This window comes from Shewanella sp. AS1, from assembly GCF_021412565.1.
GTDB lineage: Bacteria > Pseudomonadota > Gammaproteobacteria > Enterobacterales > Shewanellaceae > Shewanella.
The window spans coordinates 270,344-292,655 of the sequence record NZ_JAKCLJ010000004.1; the positions used below are offsets into that span (position 1 = coordinate 270,344).

General features: G+C 47.7%; 17 protein-coding genes and 1 pseudogene. 10 read left to right on the top strand and 8 right to left on the bottom strand.

Annotation, left to right across the window (positions count from 1 at the left end; translation table 11 throughout):
- The first annotated feature begins 31 nt into the window (after nucleotides 1-31).
- The 3 genes from guaB (at nucleotide 32) to tadA (ending at nucleotide 3,836) form a co-directional block, all read left to right on the top strand.
- Entirely contained in the window at nucleotides 32-1,498 is a 1,467-nt protein-coding gene (guaB, locus tag LZP69_RS08605; protein WP_234199868.1) for an IMP dehydrogenase, read from the top strand.
- A 100-nt stretch (nucleotides 1,499-1,598) separates the two neighbouring features.
- Complete coding sequence (gene guaA / locus LZP69_RS08610; RefSeq protein WP_234199870.1) at nucleotides 1,599-3,176, top strand: glutamine-hydrolyzing GMP synthase; 1,578 nt, start codon at nucleotides 1,599-1,601, stop codon at nucleotides 3,174-3,176.
- 153 nt (nucleotides 3,177-3,329) lie between these two features.
- Complete coding sequence (tadA, locus tag LZP69_RS08615; protein ID WP_267962053.1) at nucleotides 3,330-3,836, top strand: tRNA adenosine(34) deaminase TadA; 507 nt, start codon at nucleotides 3,330-3,332, stop codon at nucleotides 3,834-3,836.
- A 45-nt stretch (nucleotides 3,837-3,881) separates the two neighbouring features.
- Here tadA and LZP69_RS08620 read toward each other — a convergent pair whose 3' ends face one another.
- A complete protein-coding gene (locus LZP69_RS08620; protein ID WP_234199872.1) occupies nucleotides 3,882-4,019 on the bottom strand; it encodes a hypothetical protein in 138 nt (45 codons plus the stop codon).
- A 130-nt stretch (nucleotides 4,020-4,149) separates the two neighbouring features.
- A pseudogene (gene mltF, locus LZP69_RS08625) lies at nucleotides 4,150-5,589 on the bottom strand (membrane-bound lytic murein transglycosylase MltF); the annotation flags it as partial.
- Between the two features lie 300 nt (nucleotides 5,590-5,889).
- Between mltF and purL the strand changes: the two are divergent.
- The 5 genes from purL to LZP69_RS08650 all read left to right on the top strand — a co-directional run bounded on the left by purL (nucleotide 5,890) and on the right by LZP69_RS08650 (nucleotide 14,817).
- Nucleotides 5,890-9,771, top strand: coding sequence for a phosphoribosylformylglycinamidine synthase (gene purL / locus LZP69_RS08630; RefSeq protein ID WP_234199912.1), 3,882 nt, complete (start codon nucleotides 5,890-5,892; stop codon nucleotides 9,769-9,771).
- Between the two features lie 1,238 nt (nucleotides 9,772-11,009).
- Nucleotides 11,010-12,566, top strand: coding sequence for a cytochrome ubiquinol oxidase subunit I (locus tag LZP69_RS08635; RefSeq protein ID WP_234199913.1), 1,557 nt, complete (start codon nucleotides 11,010-11,012; stop codon nucleotides 12,564-12,566).
- Nucleotides 12,567-12,581: 15 nt separating this feature from the next.
- The gene (cydB, locus tag LZP69_RS08640) at nucleotides 12,582-13,721 is read left to right on the top strand and encodes a cytochrome d ubiquinol oxidase subunit II (protein ID WP_234199876.1); all 1,140 of its coding nucleotides are present in this window, start codon (nucleotides 12,582-12,584) and stop codon (nucleotides 13,719-13,721) included.
- A gap of 11 nt (nucleotides 13,722-13,732) precedes the next feature.
- On the top strand, nucleotides 13,733-13,849 hold the full coding sequence (cydX, locus tag LZP69_RS08645) for a cytochrome bd-I oxidase subunit CydX (protein WP_234199878.1): 117 nt from the start codon (nucleotides 13,733-13,735) through the stop codon (nucleotides 13,847-13,849).
- A 410-nt stretch (nucleotides 13,850-14,259) separates the two neighbouring features.
- Nucleotides 14,260-14,817, top strand: a complete 558-nt coding sequence (locus LZP69_RS08650; RefSeq protein WP_234199880.1) for a hypothetical protein — start codon at nucleotides 14,260-14,262, stop codon at nucleotides 14,815-14,817.
- A 112-nt stretch (nucleotides 14,818-14,929) separates the two neighbouring features.
- On the opposite strand, the gene LZP69_RS08655 is transcribed toward LZP69_RS08650, so the two are convergent.
- Complete coding sequence (locus tag LZP69_RS08655; RefSeq protein ID WP_234199882.1) at nucleotides 14,930-16,933, bottom strand: methyl-accepting chemotaxis protein; 2,004 nt, start codon at nucleotides 16,931-16,933, stop codon at nucleotides 14,930-14,932.
- Between the two features lie 629 nt (nucleotides 16,934-17,562).
- Here LZP69_RS08655 and LZP69_RS08660 point away from each other — a divergent pair.
- Nucleotides 17,563-18,459 (top strand): DUF6268 family outer membrane beta-barrel protein, encoded by an 897-nt coding sequence (locus LZP69_RS08660; RefSeq protein WP_234199883.1) that lies wholly within the window; start codon nucleotides 17,563-17,565, stop codon nucleotides 18,457-18,459.
- 85 nt (nucleotides 18,460-18,544) lie between these two features.
- Here LZP69_RS08660 and LZP69_RS08665 read toward each other — a convergent pair whose 3' ends face one another.
- The 5 genes from LZP69_RS08665 to LZP69_RS08685 form a co-directional block, all read right to left on the bottom strand.
- Nucleotides 18,545-19,105, bottom strand: coding sequence for a chalcone isomerase family protein (locus tag LZP69_RS08665; RefSeq protein ID WP_234199884.1), 561 nt, complete (start codon nucleotides 19,103-19,105; stop codon nucleotides 18,545-18,547).
- A gap of 95 nt (nucleotides 19,106-19,200) precedes the next feature.
- The gene (locus tag LZP69_RS08670) at nucleotides 19,201-19,680 is read right to left on the bottom strand and encodes a DUF2947 domain-containing protein (protein WP_234199885.1); all 480 of its coding nucleotides are present in this window, start codon (nucleotides 19,678-19,680) and stop codon (nucleotides 19,201-19,203) included.
- 252 nt (nucleotides 19,681-19,932) lie between these two features.
- Complete coding sequence (locus tag LZP69_RS08675) at nucleotides 19,933-20,424, bottom strand: hypothetical protein (RefSeq protein ID WP_234199886.1); 492 nt, start codon at nucleotides 20,422-20,424, stop codon at nucleotides 19,933-19,935.
- A gap of 26 nt (nucleotides 20,425-20,450) precedes the next feature.
- On the bottom strand, nucleotides 20,451-21,065 hold the full coding sequence (locus LZP69_RS08680) for a hypothetical protein (protein WP_234199887.1): 615 nt from the start codon (nucleotides 21,063-21,065) through the stop codon (nucleotides 20,451-20,453).
- Between the two features lie 17 nt (nucleotides 21,066-21,082).
- Entirely contained in the window at nucleotides 21,083-21,307 is a 225-nt protein-coding gene (locus LZP69_RS08685) for a hypothetical protein (protein ID WP_234199888.1), read from the bottom strand.
- A 401-nt stretch (nucleotides 21,308-21,708) separates the two neighbouring features.
- On the opposite strand from LZP69_RS08685, the gene LZP69_RS08690 reads away from it, so the two are divergent.
- Entirely contained in the window at nucleotides 21,709-21,882 is a 174-nt protein-coding gene (locus LZP69_RS08690; RefSeq protein WP_234199889.1) for a hypothetical protein, read from the top strand.
- The last annotated feature ends 430 nt before the right edge of the window (nucleotides 21,883-22,312 follow it).

The window sequence follows — 22,312 nt, forward strand, 5'->3', positions numbered from 1 at the left end:
TCTAATACTACCTACGCGGGGAGATGTTGCTATGCTACGTTTGAAAAAAGAAGCGCTTACCTTTGATGATGTGTTGCTGGTTCCTGCGCACTCGACTGTCCTCCCTAATACCGCTGTTCTTAAGACTCGTTTAACTCAAAAAATCGAACTTAATGTGCCTATTGTGTCTGCAGCCATGGATACCGTGACTGAAGCAAGGCTTGCTATCGCTATCGCCCAGGAAGGCGGCATTGGTTTTATTCATAAAAATATGAGCATAGAGCAGCAGGCCGAGCAAGTTCGTCAGGTGAAAATCTATGAAGCGGGTATCGTACAAGAGCCCGTGACAGTGACGCCTGATAGCACACTTGAGCAAGTGAAAAAGCTGACTGATAAGCACGGTTTTGCAGGTTTTCCTGTGATAAACCAAGCTAACGAGCTAGTCGGTATTATCACAGGGCGTGATGTGCGTTTTATCACTGACTGGTCACGTACTGTCGATCAAGTAATGACGCCTAAAGAGCGTTTGGTGACTGTTGCAGAAGGCACTGGACTCAATGAAGTGCAGAAACTGATGCACGCCCATCGCGTCGAGAAAGTGCTGGTTGTGGACGACAACTTTAAGTTGAAGGGTCTCATCACAGTTAAAGATTTCCAAAAAGCAGAACAGAAGCCAAACGCCTGTAAAGATGAGTATGGTCGTCTGCGTGTCGGCGCGGCTGTTGGTGCGGGCCCAGGTAACGAAGAGCGTGTCGATGCGCTAGTGAAAGCCGGTATCGATGTGCTGCTTATCGACTCTTCTCACGGTCACTCTGAAGGGGTGCTGCAACGTATCCGTGATACTCGTGCAAAGCATCCAGAGCTGCAGATTGTTGGCGGTAACGTGGCCACAGCCGAAGGCGCACTCGCCCTGGTTGAAGCTGGCGTTAACGCGGTGAAAGTAGGTATTGGCCCAGGTTCCATCTGTACCACACGTATTGTGACCGGTGTGGGTGTTCCGCAAATCACTGCGGTTTCCGATGCGGCTGAGGCGCTAAAAGGCTTAGATATTCCTGTGATCGCCGATGGCGGTATCCGTTTCTCCGGTGACCTAGCTAAGGCATTAGCCGCAGGTGCATCTTGCATCATGGCGGGCTCTATGTTTGCCGGTACCGATGAAGCGCCGGGCGAAACTGAGCTGTATAACGGTCGTACCTACAAGTCTTACCGTGGTATGGGATCCTTAGGCGCCATGACACAAGGCTCGTCCGATCGTTACTTCCAAAGCGATAACGCGGCAGACAAATTAGTGCCAGAAGGCATCGAAGGCCGTGTACCTTACAAAGGTAAGCTCAAAGAGATTATCCACCAATATATGGGCGGTCTGCGTTCATGTATGGGTCTGACGGGTTGCCCAACCATTAAAGATCTCAACGAGAAGGCGGAGTTTGTTAAAGTCACTTCGGCGGGTATGGGTGAGTCCCACGTTCACGATGTGACCATAAGCAAAGAAGCGCCTAACTATCGTAGCCGTTCGTAAGCATTAAAATCAGGCAGTGCCCGCAGGCATTGCCTTTTCTTTATTGTTCAACCGATAAGTTGTCGGATAACGCGATAATTTGAAAAAGATAAGGTAAAGCATGAGCAACATTCATGATCATAAGATCCTCATTCTCGATTTTGGATCTCAGTACACCCAACTGATTGCCCGCCGTATTCGTGAGATTGGCGTTTACTGTGAACTCTGGGCATGGGATGTGTCCGAAGCGCAAATTAAAGAGTTCGCCCCTAACGGTATTATTCTGGCCGGTGGTCCTGAGAGTGTTACCGCCGAGAACTCACCCCGTGCACCCGAATATGTGTTTAACGCTGGCATCCCTGTACTTGGGATCTGTTATGGCATGCAAACCATGTCAGAGCAACTGGGTGGTAAGGTGATCCAGGGGATAGGCGAAGGTGAATTTGGTTATGCCCAGGTTGAAGTTCAAGCGCCTTCAGCCCTGTTCAAGAGCATAGAAGATGCGGTCAGCGAAAACGGCAAGCCGCTGCTGGATGTATGGATGAGCCACGGCGATAAAGTCTCTGAAATTCCAGAAGGCTTTGTGACGGTTGCCAACACAGAAACCTGTCCTTTTGCGGCCATGGCCAACGAAGAGAAGCGTTTTTATGGGGTGCAGTTCCACCCTGAAGTAACCCATACCCGCCAGGGTATGCGTATGCTGGAACACTTTGCGCTGGAGATCTGTGGCTGTGAAGCCAACTGGAAACCCACCTCTATTATCGAAGATGCTATCGAGCGTCTGAAACAGCAGATTGGCGATGATGAGGTGATCTTAGGTCTCTCTGGCGGGGTGGACTCCTCTGTGGTGGCCATGCTGCTGCACCGTGCCATTGGCGATAAGCTGACCTGTGTGTTTGTTGATAACGGTTTATTGCGTCTTAATGAAGCGAGCCAAGTGCTGGAGATGTTCGGCGATCACTTCGGGCTGAATATCGTGCATGTGGATGCTGAAAGCCGTTTCCTCGATGCCCTAGCGGGTGAAGCTGAGCCTGAGGCTAAGCGTAAGATCATTGGTAAAGTGTTTGTCGATATTTTCGATGAAGAGTCGAAAAAATGCGTCAATGCTAAATGGCTGGCTCAAGGTACCATCTATCCGGATGTGATCGAGTCTGCCGGCAGTGCTACTGGCAAGGCCCACGTGATCAAGTCGCACCATAACGTGGGTGGTCTGCCCGATGATATGGAGCTGGGTCTGGTTGAGCCGCTGCGTGAGTTATTCAAAGATGAAGTACGTAAGATAGGTCTTGAGCTGGGTCTGCCTTACAACATGCTGTACCGTCATCCATTCCCTGGTCCTGGTTTAGGGGTTCGCGTTCTGGGTGAAGTGAAGAAAGAGTACTGCGATCTGCTGCGCCGCGCCGATGCGATTTTCATCGAAGAGCTGCATAAGGCAGATCTGTACCATAAGGTAAGCCAAGCCTTTACCGTGTTCCTGCCTGTACGCTCTGTGGGTGTGATGGGCGATGGCCGTAAGTACGATTGGGTGGTGTCACTACGAGCAGTGGAAACCATCGACTTTATGACGGCGCACTGGGCACACTTGCCTTATGATTTCTTAGGCCGTGTGTCTAACCGTATCATCAACGAGATCGACGGTATCTCCCGCGTCGTTTACGATATTTCAGGTAAGCCACCTGCGACTATCGAGTGGGAATAAGCCTGCCTGATCCCAGCTTAAATCGCTTGTGAGATCAACTGAAGATGAAAACCCGGCCGCAAGCCGGGTTTTCTTTTGCCGTTTCGATTTAGGCTTTGCCTTTAAATTCATTTACAATAACCGCTTATATGTGGTGATCACTTGAGGTTGGCTTTGTCGCAACAGGAAAAAGATATCGAGTTTATGCGTCTTGCTATGGCGCTGGCAGAAAAAGCCGAGGCGGCGGGCGAAGTGCCAGTGGGCGCCGTGCTGGTCAAAGAGGGCCAGGTGATCGCCGAGGGTTGTAACTTGAATATCTGCCAGCATGATGCCAGTGCCCATGCCGAGATGAACTGTATCCGCACGGCGGGCAAGGTGCTTGAGAATTATCGTCTGCTCGATACCACGCTTTATGTCACGCTTGAGCCCTGCGCCATGTGCGCCAGTGCCATGGTGCATGCGCGCATTGGCCGTTTGGTCTATGGGGCGAGCGATCCTAAGACCGGCGCGGCGGGCAGCGTGTTGGATCTGCTCAGGTTCGATAAGTTTAACCACCAGCTCGAGGTTACCGCCGGGGTGCTTGCACAGGAGTGCGGCGAGCAGCTGAGCGCCTTTTTTCGCCGTCGTAGGCAGGAGAAGAAAGCGCTGAAACAGGCGCAGCAAAAAGGGCTTAATCAATAAGCCCTTAGTTAATTTTTTCTCTGTTTTTTCTTGTATTGAATCTATTCAGTTATTGTCGCTGGAAATCGCTTCCTGCTTAAAGAAGGTGAAATACTGTTTCTGCCTGTTCATGGTCTGCAGGTGGCGCACTTTTAATTGGGTTCTGCGCCGTGATGCCAGGTTATTCAAGGATTTTTTTCTCATTATAAAACTCCTTATTAGTCTAATCCTTTTGCGGTGATCTTACTTCTCGCGGTGATCTTAGCGTATTGTTATTACGCTTTTATTGCTGTGCTTTTATTACTGCTTAGTCTTTTAATTCTTTGCTCTATTTCTATTGTGGTAGGGTTGAGTCTGCGATTCTTGCGTCCTCAACTTGCTCTGCAGTCTGCTGGTGATGACTGGCCATATCTTGGTTCAGTTCATTACTCTGATTATCCACCCAGATGAGTGTATCGTAATAGCGGCGAATATTTTCAACATACTGCACAGCTTCACTGCCTCTGGCATAACCGTAGCGAGTGTGTCTGTAGTAGCTGCGTTTTTGCAGAAGGGGCAGTACATGTTTGATATCCCGCCAGGCACTGGGATTCATCCCCATGGATTGTGCCAGTTTTCTCGCATCTTCAACATGACCAAAGCCAATATTATAGGACGCCAAGGCAAACCACATACGCTGACTCTCGGGTATAGAATCGGGCAGCCTTTGTAAAATCTTGTTGAGGTATTTGGCGCCGCCCCGAATGCTCTCTTTCGGATCGAGTCGGTTTGCTACCCCCATCTGCTTGGCCGTGGGCAGTGTCAGCATCATTAAACCTCGTACCCCAGTGGGGGAGCGGGCATTGGGATTCCAGTGGGACTCCTGATAGGCGGTGGCGGCCAGTTTTCGCCAGTCGATCTCCCCAGCGTACTGTTCGAAATGCTCACGGTATCTGGGCAGTTTATTGTCTATGGCTCGTAAAAATGCACGGGTATCGACGTAGTCGAAACGCTTAATGTGGGCAAAATATTTTTCGTTCAGATGCGCTAAAGTGCCAGAACGTTTCTGCTCATGCCAGAAATCAAGCAGATGACTCATCAGCTTGTCACTGTTCTTGGGTGGCAGAAGCCAGACTACAGCCTGATTTTTACGCAAGATCGGGCCGGCTCTGAGTTCGGGCATGAAACGGCGATTGATATCAAAGGTGGTTGAGTCGGCAATGGTATAGGTGATCTCATTGCGGGCGATCATGGCCAGCAGCTCTTCGCTGTCCTTGTCGCTGTACTGTTTCCATCTGAGTTCAGGGTAGGTCTTATGTAAACTGGCTAAGGTTTCCACAAAGGAGGAGTCGGCAATTACAGTGACATGATCCTCCAGATGATTAATATCTTTGGGACGTTTTACGCCCTGTTTGTAAACCAGCAGCTGATTAACATAGTAGAGCGGCGGCCCTAAACGGAACTGCTCGCGGCGATAGTCGGTATCGGCCATGCCTGCGGCGATAAGGTCGATGTCACCATCGCGCAGTGCATTATAGAGATCATGGATACTGTCATAAGGCTTCATATTGAGTTTCAGCCCAAGATAATCGGCGAAGCGCACCGCCATTTCGTAGTCGAATCCCGCGAGCCCCTGGCCTGTGGTGACATAGATCTGGGTGCCATAGAGGGTGCCGACATTAAGCTGGGTTTTGGCGGGCGTGACCGCAACCATGCTCGTTTGTTCCACAGTCGATCGCTGACAGGAAGTCAGTAGGATCAAACAGATGAAAACAAACAGGTAATGTTTCATTAACGTACTATTTTTATTCCGGTTTTTAGAAGGCGGTCAAAAAGTGTATCACAGGTTATTTAAACCCAAAAACAGATAAATTGATAGCCTGACATCTACATCTAAGCATACTCATTTTTCGTGATTAGGCTCACTTAATTATGGGGTAATTTTTAGGCGGCGTAGGAGTTTCTTAATCACATAAGTCGAATAATCGGGAAAGTGTGTTTTGTAGTGACTCTACGGGTGATTTGTCGGCAACATTTCCCTATAATAGCGCCAGTTCTGACCCTTCAATTATAATTTATAAGGTAAAAAGACGTGATGGAAATCATCCGCGGAGCCCCTGCATTATCAGCATTTAGAGTTCAGAAACTGATGGAAGCCTGTGAAAATACAGCACTTCCTGTTAAAGATATCTATGCTGAATTCGTTCATTTAGCCGATTTAACTGCTGCATTAGATGCCAGCGAAACCGAACAATTGGCTAAGCTGTTGACCTATGGCCCTGCTATCGAAGCGCATACGCCAGAAGGTACCTTGTATTTTGTGACTCCCCGCCCCGGCACCATTTCACCCTGGTCATCAAAAGCGACCGATATCGCCCATAACTGTGGTTTAGATAAGGTGAAGCGTCTGGAGCGCGGCATAGCTTACTATGTGCAGAGCGACAGCCTGAGCGCTGAGCAGCACAAGCAGCTTGCAGCTTTACTGCATGATCGTATGGTCGAAGTGATCTTAGATGATTTCGAGCAGGCGCAAACCCTGTTTGCTCGTACCGCACCTGCCGAATTTACCAGCGTGGATATTCTCGGCCAAGGTAAGCAGGCGCTGGAAGAGGCCAATCTTAGATTAGGTCTGGCCCTGGCTGCCGATGAGATAGATTATCTGGTTGAGAATTTTACTCGCCTGGGTCGTAACCCCAATGATGTCGAGCTGATGATGTTTGCCCAGGCAAACTCAGAGCATTGCCGTCATAAAATTTTCAATGCCGATTGGACGATTGACGGTGAAGTGCAGCCAAAGTCATTGTTCAAGATGATTAAGAACACTTTCGAGAAAACCCCAGACTATGTGTTATCTGCCTATAAAGATAACGCAGCCGTCATGGAAGGCTCGATTGCAGGGCGTTTCTTCCCTGAACAAAACGGTGTGTACAGTTATCACACTGAGCCTATGCATGTGTTGATGAAGGTAGAAACCCACAACCACCCAACAGCAATCAGCCCCTATCCGGGGGCGGCAACCGGTTCTGGCGGCGAGATCCGCGATGAAGGCGCAACCGGTCGTGGCTCTAAACCTAAGGCGGGCTTAACCGGCTTTAGCGTCTCTAACCTCAATATCCCAGGTTTTGTGCAGCCATGGGAAGGGGATTACGGTAAGCCGGATCGCATCGTCAATGCCCTCGATATCATGACCGAAGGTCCACTGGGCGGCGCGGCATTTAACAATGAATTTGGTCGTCCTGCTCTCTTAGGTTATTTCCGTACCTATGAGCAGCAAGTTAGCAGCCACAACGGCGTCGAGGTGCGTGGTTACCACAAGCCAATTATGCTGGCTGGTGGTCTGGGTAATATCCGTGAAGAGCACGTTCAGAAGGGTGAGATCACCGTTGGCGCCAAGCTGATTGTGCTGGGTGGCCCTGCGATGAATATCGGTCTGGGTGGCGGCGCGGCCTCTTCTATGGCGTCGGGTCAGTCCAGCGAAGATTTAGATTTTGCTTCAGTGCAACGCGAAAACCCAGAGATGGAGCGTCGCTGTCAAGAGGTGATCGACCGCTGCTGGCAGATGGGCGAAGCCAACCCAATCCAATTTATCCATGACGTGGGCGCGGGCGGTCTGTCGAATGCCTTCCCTGAGTTGGTGAACGACGGTGGTCGCGGCGGTAAGTTTGAACTGCGTAACGTGCCATCGGATGAGCCTGGCATGAGCCCGCTTGAGATCTGGTGTAACGAATCACAGGAGCGTTATGTGCTCTCGGTTGCACCTGAGAATCTTGAGCTGTTCACCGCGATTTGTGAGCGTGAGCGCGCGCCATTTGCGGTAGTCGGTGAAGCGACGCAGGAGCGTCATCTGTCACTGTCTGATACCCATTTTGATAACAAACCTATCGACTTGCCACTGGAAGTCTTGTTAGGTAAAGCGCCAAAGATGAGCCGCGATGTGGTCTCGCAAAAGGCGGTCTCACCTGCGCTGGATGAAAGCGGTATCGATCTTAAAGACGCGGTACGCCGTGTGCTGCGTCTGCCAACTGTGGCCGAGAAAACCTTCCTTATCACCATTGGTGATCGCAGCGTAACTGGTCTGGTGAATCGCGATCAGATGGTTGGTCCTTGGCAGGTGCCGGTTGCTGACTGTGCGGTAACCGCATCTAGCTTCGATACTTACAACGGTGAAGTGATGTCTATGGGCGAGCGTACACCGCTGGCGCTGCTGGACTTTGGTGCCTCTGCCCGTATGGCGGTGGCCGAGTCAATCATGAACCTGGCCGGTGCCGATATCGGTTCATTCAAGCGCATTAAGCTGTCGGCCAACTGGATGTCGGCCGCGGGTCACCCGGGTGAAGATGCCGGTCTTTACGAAGCGGTGAAAGCCGTGGGTGAAGAGCTGTGTCCCGAGCTGGATTTGACCATCCCTGTGGGTAAAGACTCTATGTCGATGAAGACCGCCTGGCAGGATCAGGGTGTCGATAAAGCCGTTACCGCGCCAATGTCGCTGGTGATCACCGCCTTTGGTGTGGTGCAGGATATTCGTAAGACAGTGACCCCTGAGCTGAGAACAGATAAGGGCGATACCGAACTCCTTCTGGTGGACCTAAGCAGTGGCAACAGTCGTTTAGGCGGCTCATGTCTGGCACAGGTTTACAGTCAGTTGGGTGACAAGGCGCCGGATCTCGACGATGCTGCGCTGCTGCGTGGTTTCTTCGAAGTGACTCAGGCCCTGGTCAATGATAAGGCGATTATCGCCTATCACGATCGCAGTGATGGCGGCCTGTTCACTACCTTAGTCGAGATGGCCTTTGCCGGTAACACAGGTTTAGAGGTTAACCTTGAAGCCCTCTCAGGCAGCCATTTAGCGCGTCTGTTCAACGAAGAATTGGGCGCAGTTATCCAGGTGAGTAGCGCACAAGCCGATGCAATCAAGGCGCAGTATCAAGCCGCAGGTGTGGCTTGTTACGCCATTGCTAAGCCAGTGGCTGGCGATGAGATTGTCATTCGTGATGGTGAAACCCAGGTTTTGGCTGAGTCTCGCACTGAGCTGAGAACCATCTGGGCTGAAACTACTTACCGTATGCAGGCGATGCGTGATAACCCAGAATGTGCCCTCGAAGAGTTCAAACTCAAGCAGGTGCCAGATGCGCCGGGTTTGACTGTGGATCTGAAATTCGACCCCAGCGAAGATGTTGCCGCGCCTTATATCCTTAAAGGCGCAGCGCCTAAGATGGCAATCCTGCGTGAGCAGGGCGTTAACTCGCATATCGAGATGGCGGCAGCATTTGATCGTGCCGGTTTTGAGAGCCGCGATGTGCACATGTCGGATATCCTCTCAGGCCGCATCAGCCTAGAAGAGTTCCAGGGCTTAGTGGCTTGTGGTGGCTTCTCTTACGGTGACGTACTGGGTGCAGGTGAAGGCTGGGCTAAGTCGATTCTGTTTAATGCCCGTGCCCGCGAGCAGTTCAGCCGCTTCTTCGAGCGTCAAAACAGCTTCGCCCTTGGGGTATGTAACGGTTGTCAGATGTTGTCTAACCTGAAAGATATCATTCCAGGCACTGAGCACTGGCCGCACTTCGTGCGTAACCGTTCTGAGCGATTCGAAGCGCGTTTCAGCCTGGTGGAAGTACAAAAGAGTCCATCACTCTTCTTCCAAGGCATGGAAGGCTCACGTATGCCGATCGCCGTGTCTCACGGTGAAGGGCGCGCCGAGTTTGCCTCTCAAGCTGCATTAGCGGGTGCAGAGGCTTCAGGCACTATCGCACTGCGTTATGTCAATGGACATGGTCAGGTGGCGACTCAGTATCCTGAAAACCCCAACGGCTCGCCAAATGGTTTGTCGGGGATCTGTAGTACGGATGGCCGCGTGACCATCATGATGCCACACCCTGAGCGTGTGTTCAGAACCGTGGCTAACTCCTGGCATCCTGATGAGTGGGGTGAAGATAGCCCATGGATGAGAATGTTCAGAAATGCGCGGGTTAAATTAGGTTAAGCTAAACTGACTTAAGCACTTCAGCTTGCTAAAAGGGTCTCGAAAATTCGAGGCCCTTTTTTATTGTCCGAGAAAAGACAAGTAAAAACCAATTAAAAATAGAAGCTTATAGCTTGCTTAGTATATCGACTCATACTAAACAAGTGTGAAAAACCATTTATACAAATTTTTAACCTGTATGGGGTAAATCTACACTTAATGACATGCCTGGTAGAAAATGAGTGAGATTGGTCATCGACTGCTAAACTCATTTTAGTTTGCAGTGCTTTATCAGCAGTTTTTCAGAATATAGAGGGGAACAAGCAGAAAGACTTGAGCTGTCATTGGTGCTAAAGCCTTCCTGCTGTTTAAATATGATTTTGCTTAACTAGCTGGGTTTGCGCTCTCTGGCGCTGTATAGCTCGGCGAAAGCGGGCTGATAATGCTTGATTAAGCGTTCGAATAATTGAGTCATACTAATATCTCCACACAGTGATAGTTGATGTGAGCGGAGCTGAATCAAGCCAGAATCGATGGGATCTTGGCTGTCATCTCCTAAATTCGAGCGCATTCTAGTCTGGGTGATAAAATCAGGCAAATGATAAAAATTGTAATTTATTCATTATAAAAACTAATCTATTTTTATATTTTTATTTAGATAGTATGCTTAATTTGTAATTAAGCTATTGTTTTATAGTGTTTTTATTTCATGTATTGTTTTTTTGTATTGTTATATATTCTTTGTTAAATTTTGTTTTTTAGTGATTTTTGGCGGTTTATTGCTTGCATCTGGCTAATGTGGGTTTAATTTATGTTTTTTGTGTCTTGATGCTGCTGCCTAACACTGCGTTGAGTCTGTGTCAATGCGGTGATTGTGTGAAATGTGTGCTTGGCCGCAAAACCGCTTGCTTCTGTTTTGTTTGATTGATTTGAGTCAAATTGAGATGGTATAAAATACGACGTAAAACTCTTACAGACATGATGTAAGCGACTGATAAAAAAGTTTAAATTTGATTGGTTTTGCATAGTGTTTGATGTGAGTCACACGCTTGTGCTTTTCGTGATTTAAGTCTTTTATTTAATGGTTAAGTATTGGTTTTAGCTGCTGTTCGATGCAAGTTGGACGAAATGTGAGTTTTTGGCGTTTTGTGAGGCCTATGCCGAGCAAACTGGTTATTAATAATAAAATTCCAATTTAGGCGTTTCTCAGTGACCCTATATTCACACTTGGGAAATGATCACCACCTAAGGAGTCAATGATGATTGTTGAAGAGGTTGTAGAGCTCTCGCGTTTGCAGTTTGCGCTGACAGCTATGTATCACTTCCTGTTTGTTCCTCTGACCTTGGGGTTAGCATTCTTGCTGGCCATTATGGAATCACTCTATGTGATGACAGATAAGCAGATCTATAAAGATATGACCAAGTTCTGGGGTAAGCTGTTTGGGATTAACTTTGCCCTGGGTGTTTCCACAGGTCTGGCGATGGAGTTCCAGTTTGGTACTAACTGGTCTTACTATTCCCATTATGTGGGTGATATCTTCGGCGCCCCCCTCGCCATTGAAGGTTTGATGGCTTTCTTCCTCGAATCGACACTCGTCGGTATGTTCTTCTTCGGTTGGGATCGTTTCAGTAAGCGTCAGCACTTGGCCATCACCTGGTTGGTCGCCCTGGGCTCTAACATGTCGGCACTGTGGATTTTGGTGGCGAACGGTTGGATGCAAAACCCTGTCGGTAGCGTATTTAATTATGAAACCATGCGCATGGAGATGACCAGTTTTGCCGAGGTGCTGTTTAACCCGGTTGCCCAAGTGAAATTTGTGCATACAGTGGCATCGGGATATGTGGCTGGTGCCATGTTCGTATTGGCAATCAGTGCTTACTACATTCTGAAAAAACGCGACCTGCCATTTGCACGTCGCTCATTTGCTATTGCCGCAAGCTTCGGTATGGCATCTATCCTGTCGGTTATCGTACTGGGTGATGAGTCAGGCTATAAGGTGGGTGAGGTTCAGCGGGTGAAGCTTGCGGCCATTGAAGCCGAGTGGCACACAGAGCCTGCGCCAGCCGCCTTTACCGCTTTTGGTTTCCCGAATCAGGAAACCATGCATACCGATTTTGCGGTGAAAATTCCTTATGCCATGGGGATAGTTGCAACCCGCTCTATCGATGAGCAGGTGACAGGTATTCACGATCTTATTGATGACCACGAGCAGCGGATCCGTAACGGTATGCAGGCCTATGCCATGCTGACCGAGCTGCGCGCCGGTAATGAAACCCCTGAACTGCGCGCCGCCTTCGAAGAAGCTAAGGTTGATTTAGGCTACGGCTTATTGCTCAAGCGTTATACAGACAAAGTGGTCGATGCCACAGAGGAGCAGATTAAAGCGGCTGCTAAGGATTCTATTCCTAAGGTTGCCCCTATGTTCTGGAGCTTCCGTATCATGGTCGGCCTAGGCGTAGTAATGCTATTTGTGTTTGCAGTCGCCTTCTGGCAAAGCACGCGTCATCAGATTGAAGAGAAACCTTGGGTGCTTAAAGCGGCGCTGTACAGCCTGCCACTGCCGTGGATCGCTATCGAGTGTGGTTGGTTTGTTGCCGAATATGGGCGTCAGCCTTGGACTATCTCAGAGGTGCTGCCCACCTTTATGTCGGCGTCCAGCTTAACTGTGAATGATCTGCTGTTCAGTATCGCCTCAATCACCCTGTTCTACACTGTTCTGCTTGTCATCGAACTGTACCTGATGATTAAGTTTGCCCGCAAAGGACCGAGCAGTCTGAAGACGGGGCGTTATCACTTTGAAAAGCTAGATGCTTAAGCCGGAGATCTGATTATGTTTGATTATGAAATATTAAGATTCATCTGGTGGGCACTCATTGGTGTGCTATTCATCGGATTTGCAGTGACAGATGGTTTCGATATGGGGGTTGGTGCCTTGTTGCCTATCATAGGCAAGGATGACACCGAGCGCCGTATTATGATTAACTCGATTGCACCGCACTGGGATGGTAATCAGGTATGGCTGATCACCGCCGGTGGCGCGCTATTTGCCGCCTGGCCCATGGTGTATGCGGTCTCTTTCTCTGGCTTCTATATCGCCATGATGCTGGTGCTATTTGCGCTTTTCTTGCGTCCCGTTGGTTTCGATTACCGCTCTAAAATCGAAGATCCAAAGTGGCGTAAGAGCTGGGACTGGGCACTGTTTGTCGGTGGTTTTGTGCCGCCACTCATCATAGGCGTGGCTTTCGGTAACTTGCTACAAGGCGTGCCTTTCAATTTCGACGAGTACCTGCGTGCCACATATCATGGCGGCTTGTTCGGCTTGCTTAATCCATTCGGATTGCTAGCAGGTCTGGTGAGTGTGTCTATGATCATGATGCAAGGTGCATCTTGGCTACAGATGAAAACCGAAGGTGAACTCAGGGTTCGCGCCGCTAAAGCGACTCAAGTGTTTGCTGCACTGGTGGCTGTGCTGTTCGTCCTGGCGGGAATTTGGTTAGCTAATGGTATCGACGGTTATGTGATCACCTCGGCTATCGATACTCACGGCGCCTCGAATCCAACCACCAAGACAGTGGCTGTAGAAGCGGGCGCCTGGTTAGCCAACTATGACAAGTATCCTGTGACCATGTTGTTCCCTGTGCTTGGGGTGATTATGCCGCTGCTGGCATTGCTGGCCAGTCGCTTCGATCGCTCAGGTTTCGCCTTCCTGTTTAGCTCACTGGCGGTCGCCATGGTTATTTTAACCTGCGGCGCAGCTATGTTCCCATTCGTGATGCCATCGTCACTGGATCCGAATGTGAGCCTGACTATGTGGGATGCGACAGCAAGCCAGATGACATTAACTGTGATGACCTTTGCGGCAGTGATTTTTGTCCCTATCGTACTTAGCTACACAGTATGGACTTACCTGAAGATGTTTGGTCGTCTGAGCCGCAACTTCATCGAAAATAACAAGTCGTCACTTTACTAAGGAGCCGGATTATGTGGTATTTTGCTTGGATATTAGGCATTTTGCTGGCCTGTTCTTTCGGTATTATCAACGCCTTGTGGTTGGAAAATACTGAGAACATGGATAGGAGTGCAGAGGAGCAGGATTAATCCTCTAACCCTCCTGCCTAAGGCAGTTAGCTGTCGATAACACAAGCCCCGCTTTGGCTCTCAAAGCGGGGCTTTTTGCTTCTTAATACTCCAGTGATATGGCTAATAATGCTTAATGCGACAGCTCACCTGACGTGCAAACACTGCTGCGATGCGCCGCAAGCACATTCTCGCAGGCTATGTAATCATTGATCTCAGAGGGTATAGGAACTTATCTCAATTTCTTTTCGTTATGTGTTTTTTCCGTGAAGTAAAATCAATAAGTTTTGTTCCAAAGAGAGCTTGTGTCGTTAAATCATTATCTGAGGGCGTCCATGGAGCCGAGATTAAGATGCGGGACATTTATTGCTAATGTTCGATTGCTTGTATAACTTTAAAATTTGCTTAGCAAAGGGAAGGCTAGTGATTTTATGAAAATGATATTTGTGGATGCAGAAAATATTGGTCTGAAGGAAATAGAAAAAGTTAAAGCTACCGCGGTTGATAAAGTGTTTGTATTCTCTAAATCAGAAGCGGTGCAAAGTGTTTGTGAGAAATCTCTTTTTCTCTATCTTTCTGACTATCCATCGGGCGCCAATCAAGCTGATTTTTACATCATTGCTTATCTTTCTAGAGTTTTATCAGCCTTAGATAAAAAGCAGTTTGGCACTGTTAATTTTGAGCTATATAGCAACGATGAGAATTTGATATCTGCTTTTGAATTCCAATGTACACAACTGGGTGCCAGTTCAATTAGTATCAGAACCAAAGACGATACTGTTATTCAATTGCCTGCTGTAGCGAAAAAGAGCAATACTCCGCAAGATAAGGTTTTCTCAGCCCTAAGTTCCCCAAAAGCTTTAGACCCAAATCTGCAAAAGCAGTTGGGTTTATCTAAAGCTGACTTTTCTAAGGCAATAAATGCGCTAACTAAGTCAAAAAAAATTCAACGATCAGCGGAAAGTAAGCGTAAATGGGTTCGTTGCTAATAAGTGCTAGAAAAGCTAGGTCTACAGTAGACCTATAGTTGTCCTACTACAGGGACATATAAGCAAAAAAGCCGCATTAAGCGGCTTTTTTAGTTCAAGAACATAGCAAGCTTTAAGACTTAAACACGCTGATTTTCTGCTTAATATCCAGTGCCAGATCCGACAGACTCTGCGCTGCATCGACAGTGTCGCCGGCGCGCTGTTCACCTTCTCTGGCAAGCTCGGTGATCTTGTGTAGGTTACGGGTGATTTCATCGGCCACGGCGCTTTGCTGCTCTGTGGCGCTGGCGATGCTACTGGAGGTGATTGCCAGCTCACCTATGCTTAAGGTGATCTTGTCCAGTTGTCCCGCCGCTTCTTCACCCTGATGAGCAGATTGAGTACCGAGTTGGTGACTCTCACTCATCTGTTCGACAGTCACTTTAATCTGGGATTGTAGCTGGGTGATGGTGTGGCTGATCTCTGAAATCGATTTTTGGGTGCGCTGAGCCAGGGTTCTGACCTCATCGGCAACCACGGCAAAACCGCGTCCCTGCTCACCGGCACGGGCAGCCTCGATAGCGGCATTGAGCGCCAGTAGGTTGGTTTGCTCGGCGATGCTGTTGATCACCTCTGTGACCTGGCTAATGGCTTCGCTCTCTTTACTGACACCCTCGACACTGGTGTGACTCGCGGTTAACTGTTCACTCAGTGTGCCTAAGCCTTGCACCACCATTAACAACTGGTTATGGCCATCGCGAGAGGCATTATCGACCTGCAGACTCTTATTAGCGCCTTCGCTGGCATGGTTGGCAACATCGCGAATGGAGGTCGACATCTCTTCGATGGCTGTGGCGATTTGATCTGTTTGGTTCATTAAGGATTGCGCCTCTTCACCATTGAGTCTGGCTATCTCCTGGGCGCTATTCGCCTGGGCTTCCAGCGTATTAACAGAGGTCTGCAGTGCCTGGATCAGGTTTCTCAGGTTAGAGGCCATCTGATCGGCGCTGCGAGTGATACTGTCGACTTCATTTTCACTCGCAGTTGAGGTTTGAGCGAATTGCTGCGACAGATCCCCTTCACCCAGCTGGGTTAATTGCTTTTGCAATAGGGTCAGCGGCTTGAGGGTTTTAATGAGCAATAAGGAGAGCAGCAGGGTGATCACAACTATGCCAACTACGGCGACTGCGGCGTTAATGGCAAGCAGCTCAAGGCTCTCTTCATTTAATTCATCTTCTTTTGTCTGCCCGAGCAGGGTCCAGTTCCAACCTGGAATGCTAAGGGAGCGGGCAAACATCGCATCGCCCTGGGCATTGTTGTAATGCCAGGCGCCCTTGTGTTGCTTGATCTGTTCTGGGGTGAGTCCATCCAGTATCGCTGAAGTGATGACTGTGCCGGATTCTTGCCTGGGCTGCGAGATTATCTGATTATTAGCGTTGTTCACTAAGGTGAAGTAACCGGACTCTTCCAGTACTAGATTCGTCACGGCGCGCTGCAGATCCCTAAGGGAGTCTGAGATATCAAAGCCGATATAGAGAATACCTATCACGCCGCCACTGTTGTCGCGAATGGGGCGATAGACAGTCATATAGTCCTTGCCAAACAGCTTGGCATAACCTTCATATTCCTTGCCCTTAATTAATCCAGGGTAGCCTGGGTGAGTCTGTCCCAAGCTAGTGCCTAAGGCGCGGCTGCCATCGGCTTTCTTGAGCGAGGTGGCAATACGTACAAAATCATCACCATCGCGCACAAATACCGTAGCAGTGCCGCCTGTGAGGCTGGAGAAGTGATCAACAATATCAACGGCATTGTTGACCTGTTTCTCTTCATGTAGCAGTTCAGGTGTGGCTTTACCCGCTACAGTGATTTTGCTGTCTAAACGGGTGAAATGGCCAGGGTAGAGTGTACGTAGGAGATCGGCATTGCGTTTAGCCAGTGACACTAAACTGTCATATTCCAGTTCAATTAAATTTGCGGTGCTTTGCATCTGCGCCTGCATGGCTGTCATGGCTTTCTCTTTCAGCACATTTGATGCGGTAATGTAGGAGATGCTACTGAGTACACAAAATACCACCAGGGTGAGTATGAAGGAGAGTACACCTATCTGTTTAGCTATGGGCCAATGTTTATAATTCATTGTAATAATCCATTATTCTTTCGTTATGGCGCTAACATTAACGAAAAGAAAACAATAAAGGGTTGATGTAGATCTATATCGTTCAACTTGATACAAACTTAAGTCAGTTTTGAGATGAGAAAGTTTGGTTATTAGGATCTGTTTCAGGAAATAATGGTTTATCACATTATTTTTCAATGGATTTTTTGTCTGAAAAATGTTGTTTTTTTGTGATTAAATTTTGTTTCTTGCTTTATATGAATAGCAAACGTGTCGATAAGGTTCGATGTAGCTTTTCTGGCTGTAGCCCATTCGGATGACACTGGTTTGACTAAGTAATAGTTGGATGTGTGAACTACATCACTCAGTTGGTGATTTTTTGGTCAAGTTTTGCGAGGGGATTATATTGAAAAACTTACTCGATCGGCTAATCTAGCTGAGTAATTTACCTTGAGCTAAACTAAGTGATTTTTTATGCATAAAAGTAAATTAAATGTTTAAATTTGTTTTTATAACGTCATGATTTTAATTGAAAATTGTTTTTATATTTTTTATTAAAACCTATTCGTTATGAATAATTAACTATCTTCTTAGTGTGATATTGAGAGCATCTTGGTGTTGACAAGCCACTTGGCGACATTGGAGTAAATATGAAGTTTTTTGCAAAATCTTGCGGTATTGGTTTATCCGTACTGGTCAGCTATTTAGGATATCAATCCGATCTGCAGGCTGCTGAGTTTCATTTTCCAACCAGCGCCAGTGTGACCTATGTTACCACCTCAGAGGCGGATATCGACAATACTCAGCAGCAGTTGCAGCGTGATGAGTTTATGTTCAGGGCTCGCACTACTATTCCATTGACCCAGCGCTGGTCCGTGAGTCTTGGCGGCGGTTATGATCGCCTCAACTATGACTGGGGACAAAAGAACCAGGCCCTGTTTAATAATCTGGGCGCCTGGCCAACAGTAGACAGATATAATGCCAGCGTTGCCGTGAGCTATGTGTTCAGCCCGCGCTGGGTATTTATGGTGGCACCTACGGTGCAGTATGCCTATGCCGAAGGTACGTCTGCGTCTAACGCCCAGAGTTACGGCGTATTGGGTTCGGCTATGATGCGCCTAGATAATGGCAGTATGATTGGCTTCGGCTTAGCCTATCTGAATGACATTGAAGAGGTGAGAATTCTGCCTTACGTATCTGTAAGCTGGCAGATCACAGATAAACTCAGACTGGGTAACCCATTCTCGGCCGGTTTCAGTGGTGGCGGCGGATTGGAGCTGAGTTATCAAATGTCTGATCGTTTCGACGTGGGTGTAGGGGCTTCTAGCCGTACAGAGCGTTTCTTAGTGCGTGACGATGATGTCGTTATGGAGATCAGCGATATTGTGAGTTTTGTGCGTGCTGGCTGGCATGCAACCTCGGCACTGACGATCAACGGTTACTTAGGTTACTACTTTAACAGTGAACTGGAACTGAGCGAGCCAAATATGGATATGGATATGGATAACCAGCTTGCAATGGGTTTATCCATCGGATTCGATTTCTAGCATTAATGCCCAAGTGGCAGCAAGATAAAAAAAGCCAGGTGACTTATTGTGACCTGGCTTTTTAGTCTCTGACGATTGTATCGAATTACAGCGCCAGCATGGCTTTTTTCAGGCTCTTTTGGGCTGGCTTATCGCCTAACCATATATTGAGCAGCGCCTGTCTGAAGGCTTCACCCTCAATTGTGGCTTGCTTCTCGCCATTCTTATAGGCGGTAACGCCAAGGCCTTTTTGCGCTTCAAAGGTGAATTGGTCGCCCTCGACTATCTCTGCGGTAAACAGCGCCATAAAGGCATCTATCTCGGGTTGGATCGGCGCCATGTTGTCATTGGTGGCACTCTCAAAGCCCTCGATAATGGCATCATGCATCTTATCTGAGGTGATAAGTCCTGAGGTGATATTTAGGCGGATAGCGGCGATATCCGCATCCAGCACGGCCTGAGTGTTTGAAACCTGGCTTGGGGTGTAGAGGCTGCCGACATAGAGATCCATAAAGAACTTGCTACGGACTCCGGCGCCATTGAGTTGCAGAGTCTGATTTGCAACGCTTAGCTGCTCTGTTACCTCAACATCTGAGACGGTTCTGGCGCTGGCTTGGCTGCCAATCAATAAACTTGCCAGCAAAGTGGCTTGGATAAACGGTTTCATAGTACCTCGTTATTATTTTAATCAGCTCAGAAGGAACTTGGCTGGTTTGAGTCTTGCTTATGTCTTGTTTAGATTATTTAGATAGTTGGCTTGGCCTAGCCGCGGTGGCCTATCTGATATTGTCCCGACTGATGAAACAGAACCGCCTGTTTTTTCTTGGGAGAGATCAACAGTGGGCCATCATCGAAAAACAGAAAGCATTTCCAGTTGCGGGCAAAAACATCCCAACGTGTCTCGATCACCTGATATTTCTCGTAGCAGAAATAGACCAAGGTATCCTCAGCCCAGTCGATATGATTAGCCAGCAGTTCGGGAAGCTCAGGGGCTTCACTGTCCCAGGCGCTCTGCCAATGATCTGTCTCAATCCAGGTATCGCCCTTGGCGGCCCAGTCGCCCTTGGTAAACTGCTCGGTGCGGCTGCTCTTATTGCTTATCCACTTATTCCAAACTTCCATAGAAGATTTCTGATCTAAAGGTTTGATCAGCGCCTGATCCTCCTCACTGACCGGAAGATCCTTATGATTGAAAATCCATTTACGTTTATATGCTTGCAGTGGAATATAGGTATGCGCCACAGGGCCTCGCTATCAGGTATCAAAATCGTGGCGATCATTATACGGATAGCGGCAGGACAAAGGAAACTTAGCCTGATTATTAATAGCAGATTTGTGTTATCGAGAATGAAATGGTGATTTTTAAGGCTAAGTCATTATGGAGGTAGGTGGAACAACTCTCGCCGGAAAAGCGGCGAGAGTTGCAGGGGAAAAATTTAACGATAAGCATTTCCGGGCGGCACGATAACGTCGAAGTCCGAGTGAAGGCGCTTGTTAAATTCCATTTACTCTGGTTAGAGTTACCACACCTTTTGATGATGCGATTGTTGATATGAATGTTCCTGACATTTTATTTTTTGACTCTATAACTAAGTTCAATATTGTAGAACTTGGTCTTTTGAGGCCTTCTTCTTTATATACTATGTCTAACGAATTTTTTGAGAATGCTCGATACGTTACGGAACCTTGGAGTTCCACATGACCTCTTTTTTCAGCGTTATACTCAATAACACCGTTGATTGAATCTTCCGATATTTTTTCTCCAATGCCATTTATTGTGTTTCCTGACTGACCAATAATGAACTCATAGTTTGTTTTTAATCCAATGTATGGTTTGTATGATGATTGCTCAGTTTTGTATTCAACCTTCCAATATCCAGTTAGTCGATCTTTCTTGTATATGTAATCGTTCCAGATACCGAATACCAAGGCGATGACAATCGCGCTGATTAATGAGCCTGTGACATTTTTGGTGATTTCTGACATTTCTCTTCCTGAATTTACCGCCGCATTCAGCGGCTTGTCCGCTGCAATGCTTTGTTAGAAGCGCTCATTTCATCCATTTCATCCGGATTGCTGAGGTACATCTTAACAAGTTGGTGTCTATCAAGCCCTTTATTGCTAAGACCAATGTCCTCTCGAATAGCCTTATACAATTCGTCAACGGCCTTCAGAACGTGACCGCCGTCAGAAGAGATCTTTTGAAAGTTTAGCTGGGCATTTATTACCTTTGGTGATCCCCACAGAACTACGTTCGTTTTGAACCCCACCATGAAATCGACAAGCTCTTGTTGAGAAGGTGGTTTTAATGAAACGTTTTCGTTACCTTCAGCCATCATGCGGGCCGCTATGTCCAAAAAATCCTTGTATATCTCAACTTTTCTTGAGCGATGCGCCTCTTCGATCTCTCTTTTTTTTATCTGAGATTGTGTGTAAAGAGCTCCGCCAACACCTACCAAAACAGTCGCCATTGCACCAACAATGGCCGCAGATACTGACGAGTTGGCACTTTCCAGGAACGTCAATAGTCGGGCTGCAACAAGCCAAAGGAGGTAGCCGGCCCCGAAGATCAGTACCAATCCAAATAGGACGCTGACAAACTGCCAAAATTTCGAAGTCTTACTCATAGCTATCCTTTATGCTTCTAACATTTTAATAGTGAGATCCTGCAAGGTAGCTTACCTTGCAAGCTTGAAAGACCTTCCAAATAAGGAGGTGCTTTATGTATCGGCGAAGCAAGAAGTACCAACAGCAGGTCGGTTATTTGGCTGCTGCGGGTGCCGAAAGGGAAAGAAAGCGGCTCGAAGAAGGCATTGGTGATCTTATTGCTCACCCTTTCCAGATAGGCGGCAAATAGCTGTGGGTTCATTACTCATCCTTAAGTAGCCGTTTAAAAAACAGTCGTGAAAAATTAGCCGTGAAATCACTTATGAAACTATACTACTCTGTTTTTTGGTCGATAAACAAGCAGTAAATGCTATTAATTCATTCATATTAATGACTTGGATCAAGCTGTTGCCAGATCTGAAAGCTAACTGAAAGTTAATTCTGAAAACTAAATATAAAAGCAAGCTCAGTATCTGCTAGCAGTGTGTCGTAGAAACCGTTTCGATGGGGCTATTTCTTTAGTCTTGATAGCCTTTGCCTGTTTTTGCCTGAAGGTTAATGGTCACCAGGGGCGGGATTGTGAATGTTTTTACGCATAATTTGGAGGTGGCTGGGTGTTTCTGGAGAAAACATTTGCCGCATGGATGCGGCGGGTGAGCCATCATGGATGATTTCACGGCGTTTTGCGCAAGAAATTCCCATCCACTTGCTACAACAGTTTTACAAAGAGCACGTATGCACTCACCTTGGATGGTCATGGTAGCTATCAGCATCATATACCGTTTCGATGGGGCTATTTTCTTTGGTCTTGATGGCTTTTTCCTATTATTAGCCTAAAGGATAGTGGTCACCAAGGGCTTGATTGTGAACGTTTTTGCGTAGCATTTGGAGATGGCAGGGTGTTTCTGGAGCAAACATTTGCCGCATGGATGCGGCGAGTGAGCCATCATGGATGATTTCACGGCGTTTTGCGCAAGAAATTCCCAGCCATTTGCTTACCACTGTTTGCGAATTCGTTCTATTTCAGACATCCCTTTTTTGCAGCTTTATTAGTGCACCGCCATAGCGATTTTGCTGCTTATGCTTAATATCGAAGCGCGTTTTGCTGTTCGGTATTGAGTGCAGTTGTTTCGGTATTGGTTTGTAGTGGTCAACTAAAATTGGCCACGGTTTTGTATTCAAGCCAATATCTTCGCTCTGACTCATTGGGTGTCAGCCCACCGTTATATTGATGTGGTCTCAGCTGACTGTAATACCCCGTCACATA

What these genes read in the sequence shown, in the direction of transcription:
- guaB (WP_234199868.1), top strand. Translation starts at nt 32, where the DNA reads ATGCTACGTTTGAAAAAAGAAGCGCTTACCTTTGATGATGTGTTGCTG.
- guaA (WP_234199870.1), top strand. Translation starts at nt 1,599, where the DNA reads ATGAGCAACATTCATGATCATAAGATCCTCATTCTCGATTTTGGATCT.
- LZP69_RS08620 (WP_234199872.1), bottom strand. Translation starts at nt 4,019, where the DNA reads ATGAGAAAAAAATCCTTGAATAACCTGGCATCACGGCGCAGAACCCAA.
- purL (WP_234199912.1), top strand. Translation starts at nt 5,890, where the DNA reads ATGGAAATCATCCGCGGAGCCCCTGCATTATCAGCATTTAGAGTTCAG.
- LZP69_RS08635 (WP_234199913.1), top strand. Translation starts at nt 11,010, where the DNA reads ATGATTGTTGAAGAGGTTGTAGAGCTCTCGCGTTTGCAGTTTGCGCTG.
- cydB (WP_234199876.1), top strand. Translation starts at nt 12,582, where the DNA reads ATGTTTGATTATGAAATATTAAGATTCATCTGGTGGGCACTCATTGGT.
- cydX (WP_234199878.1), top strand. Translation starts at nt 13,733, where the DNA reads ATGTGGTATTTTGCTTGGATATTAGGCATTTTGCTGGCCTGTTCTTTC.
- LZP69_RS08650 (WP_234199880.1), top strand. Translation starts at nt 14,260, where the DNA reads ATGAAAATGATATTTGTGGATGCAGAAAATATTGGTCTGAAGGAAATA.
- LZP69_RS08655 (WP_234199882.1), bottom strand. Translation starts at nt 16,933, where the DNA reads ATGAATTATAAACATTGGCCCATAGCTAAACAGATAGGTGTACTCTCC.
- LZP69_RS08660 (WP_234199883.1), top strand. Translation starts at nt 17,563, where the DNA reads ATGAAGTTTTTTGCAAAATCTTGCGGTATTGGTTTATCCGTACTGGTC.
- LZP69_RS08665 (WP_234199884.1), bottom strand. Translation starts at nt 19,105, where the DNA reads ATGAAACCGTTTATCCAAGCCACTTTGCTGGCAAGTTTATTGATTGGC.
- LZP69_RS08675 (WP_234199886.1), bottom strand. Translation starts at nt 20,424, where the DNA reads ATGTCAGAAATCACCAAAAATGTCACAGGCTCATTAATCAGCGCGATT.
- LZP69_RS08680 (WP_234199887.1), bottom strand. Translation starts at nt 21,065, where the DNA reads ATGAGTAAGACTTCGAAATTTTGGCAGTTTGTCAGCGTCCTATTTGGA.
- LZP69_RS08685 (WP_234199888.1), bottom strand. Translation starts at nt 21,307, where the DNA reads ATGAACCCACAGCTATTTGCCGCCTATCTGGAAAGGGTGAGCAATAAG.
- LZP69_RS08690 (WP_234199889.1), top strand. Translation starts at nt 21,709, where the DNA reads ATGGATGATTTCACGGCGTTTTGCGCAAGAAATTCCCATCCACTTGCT.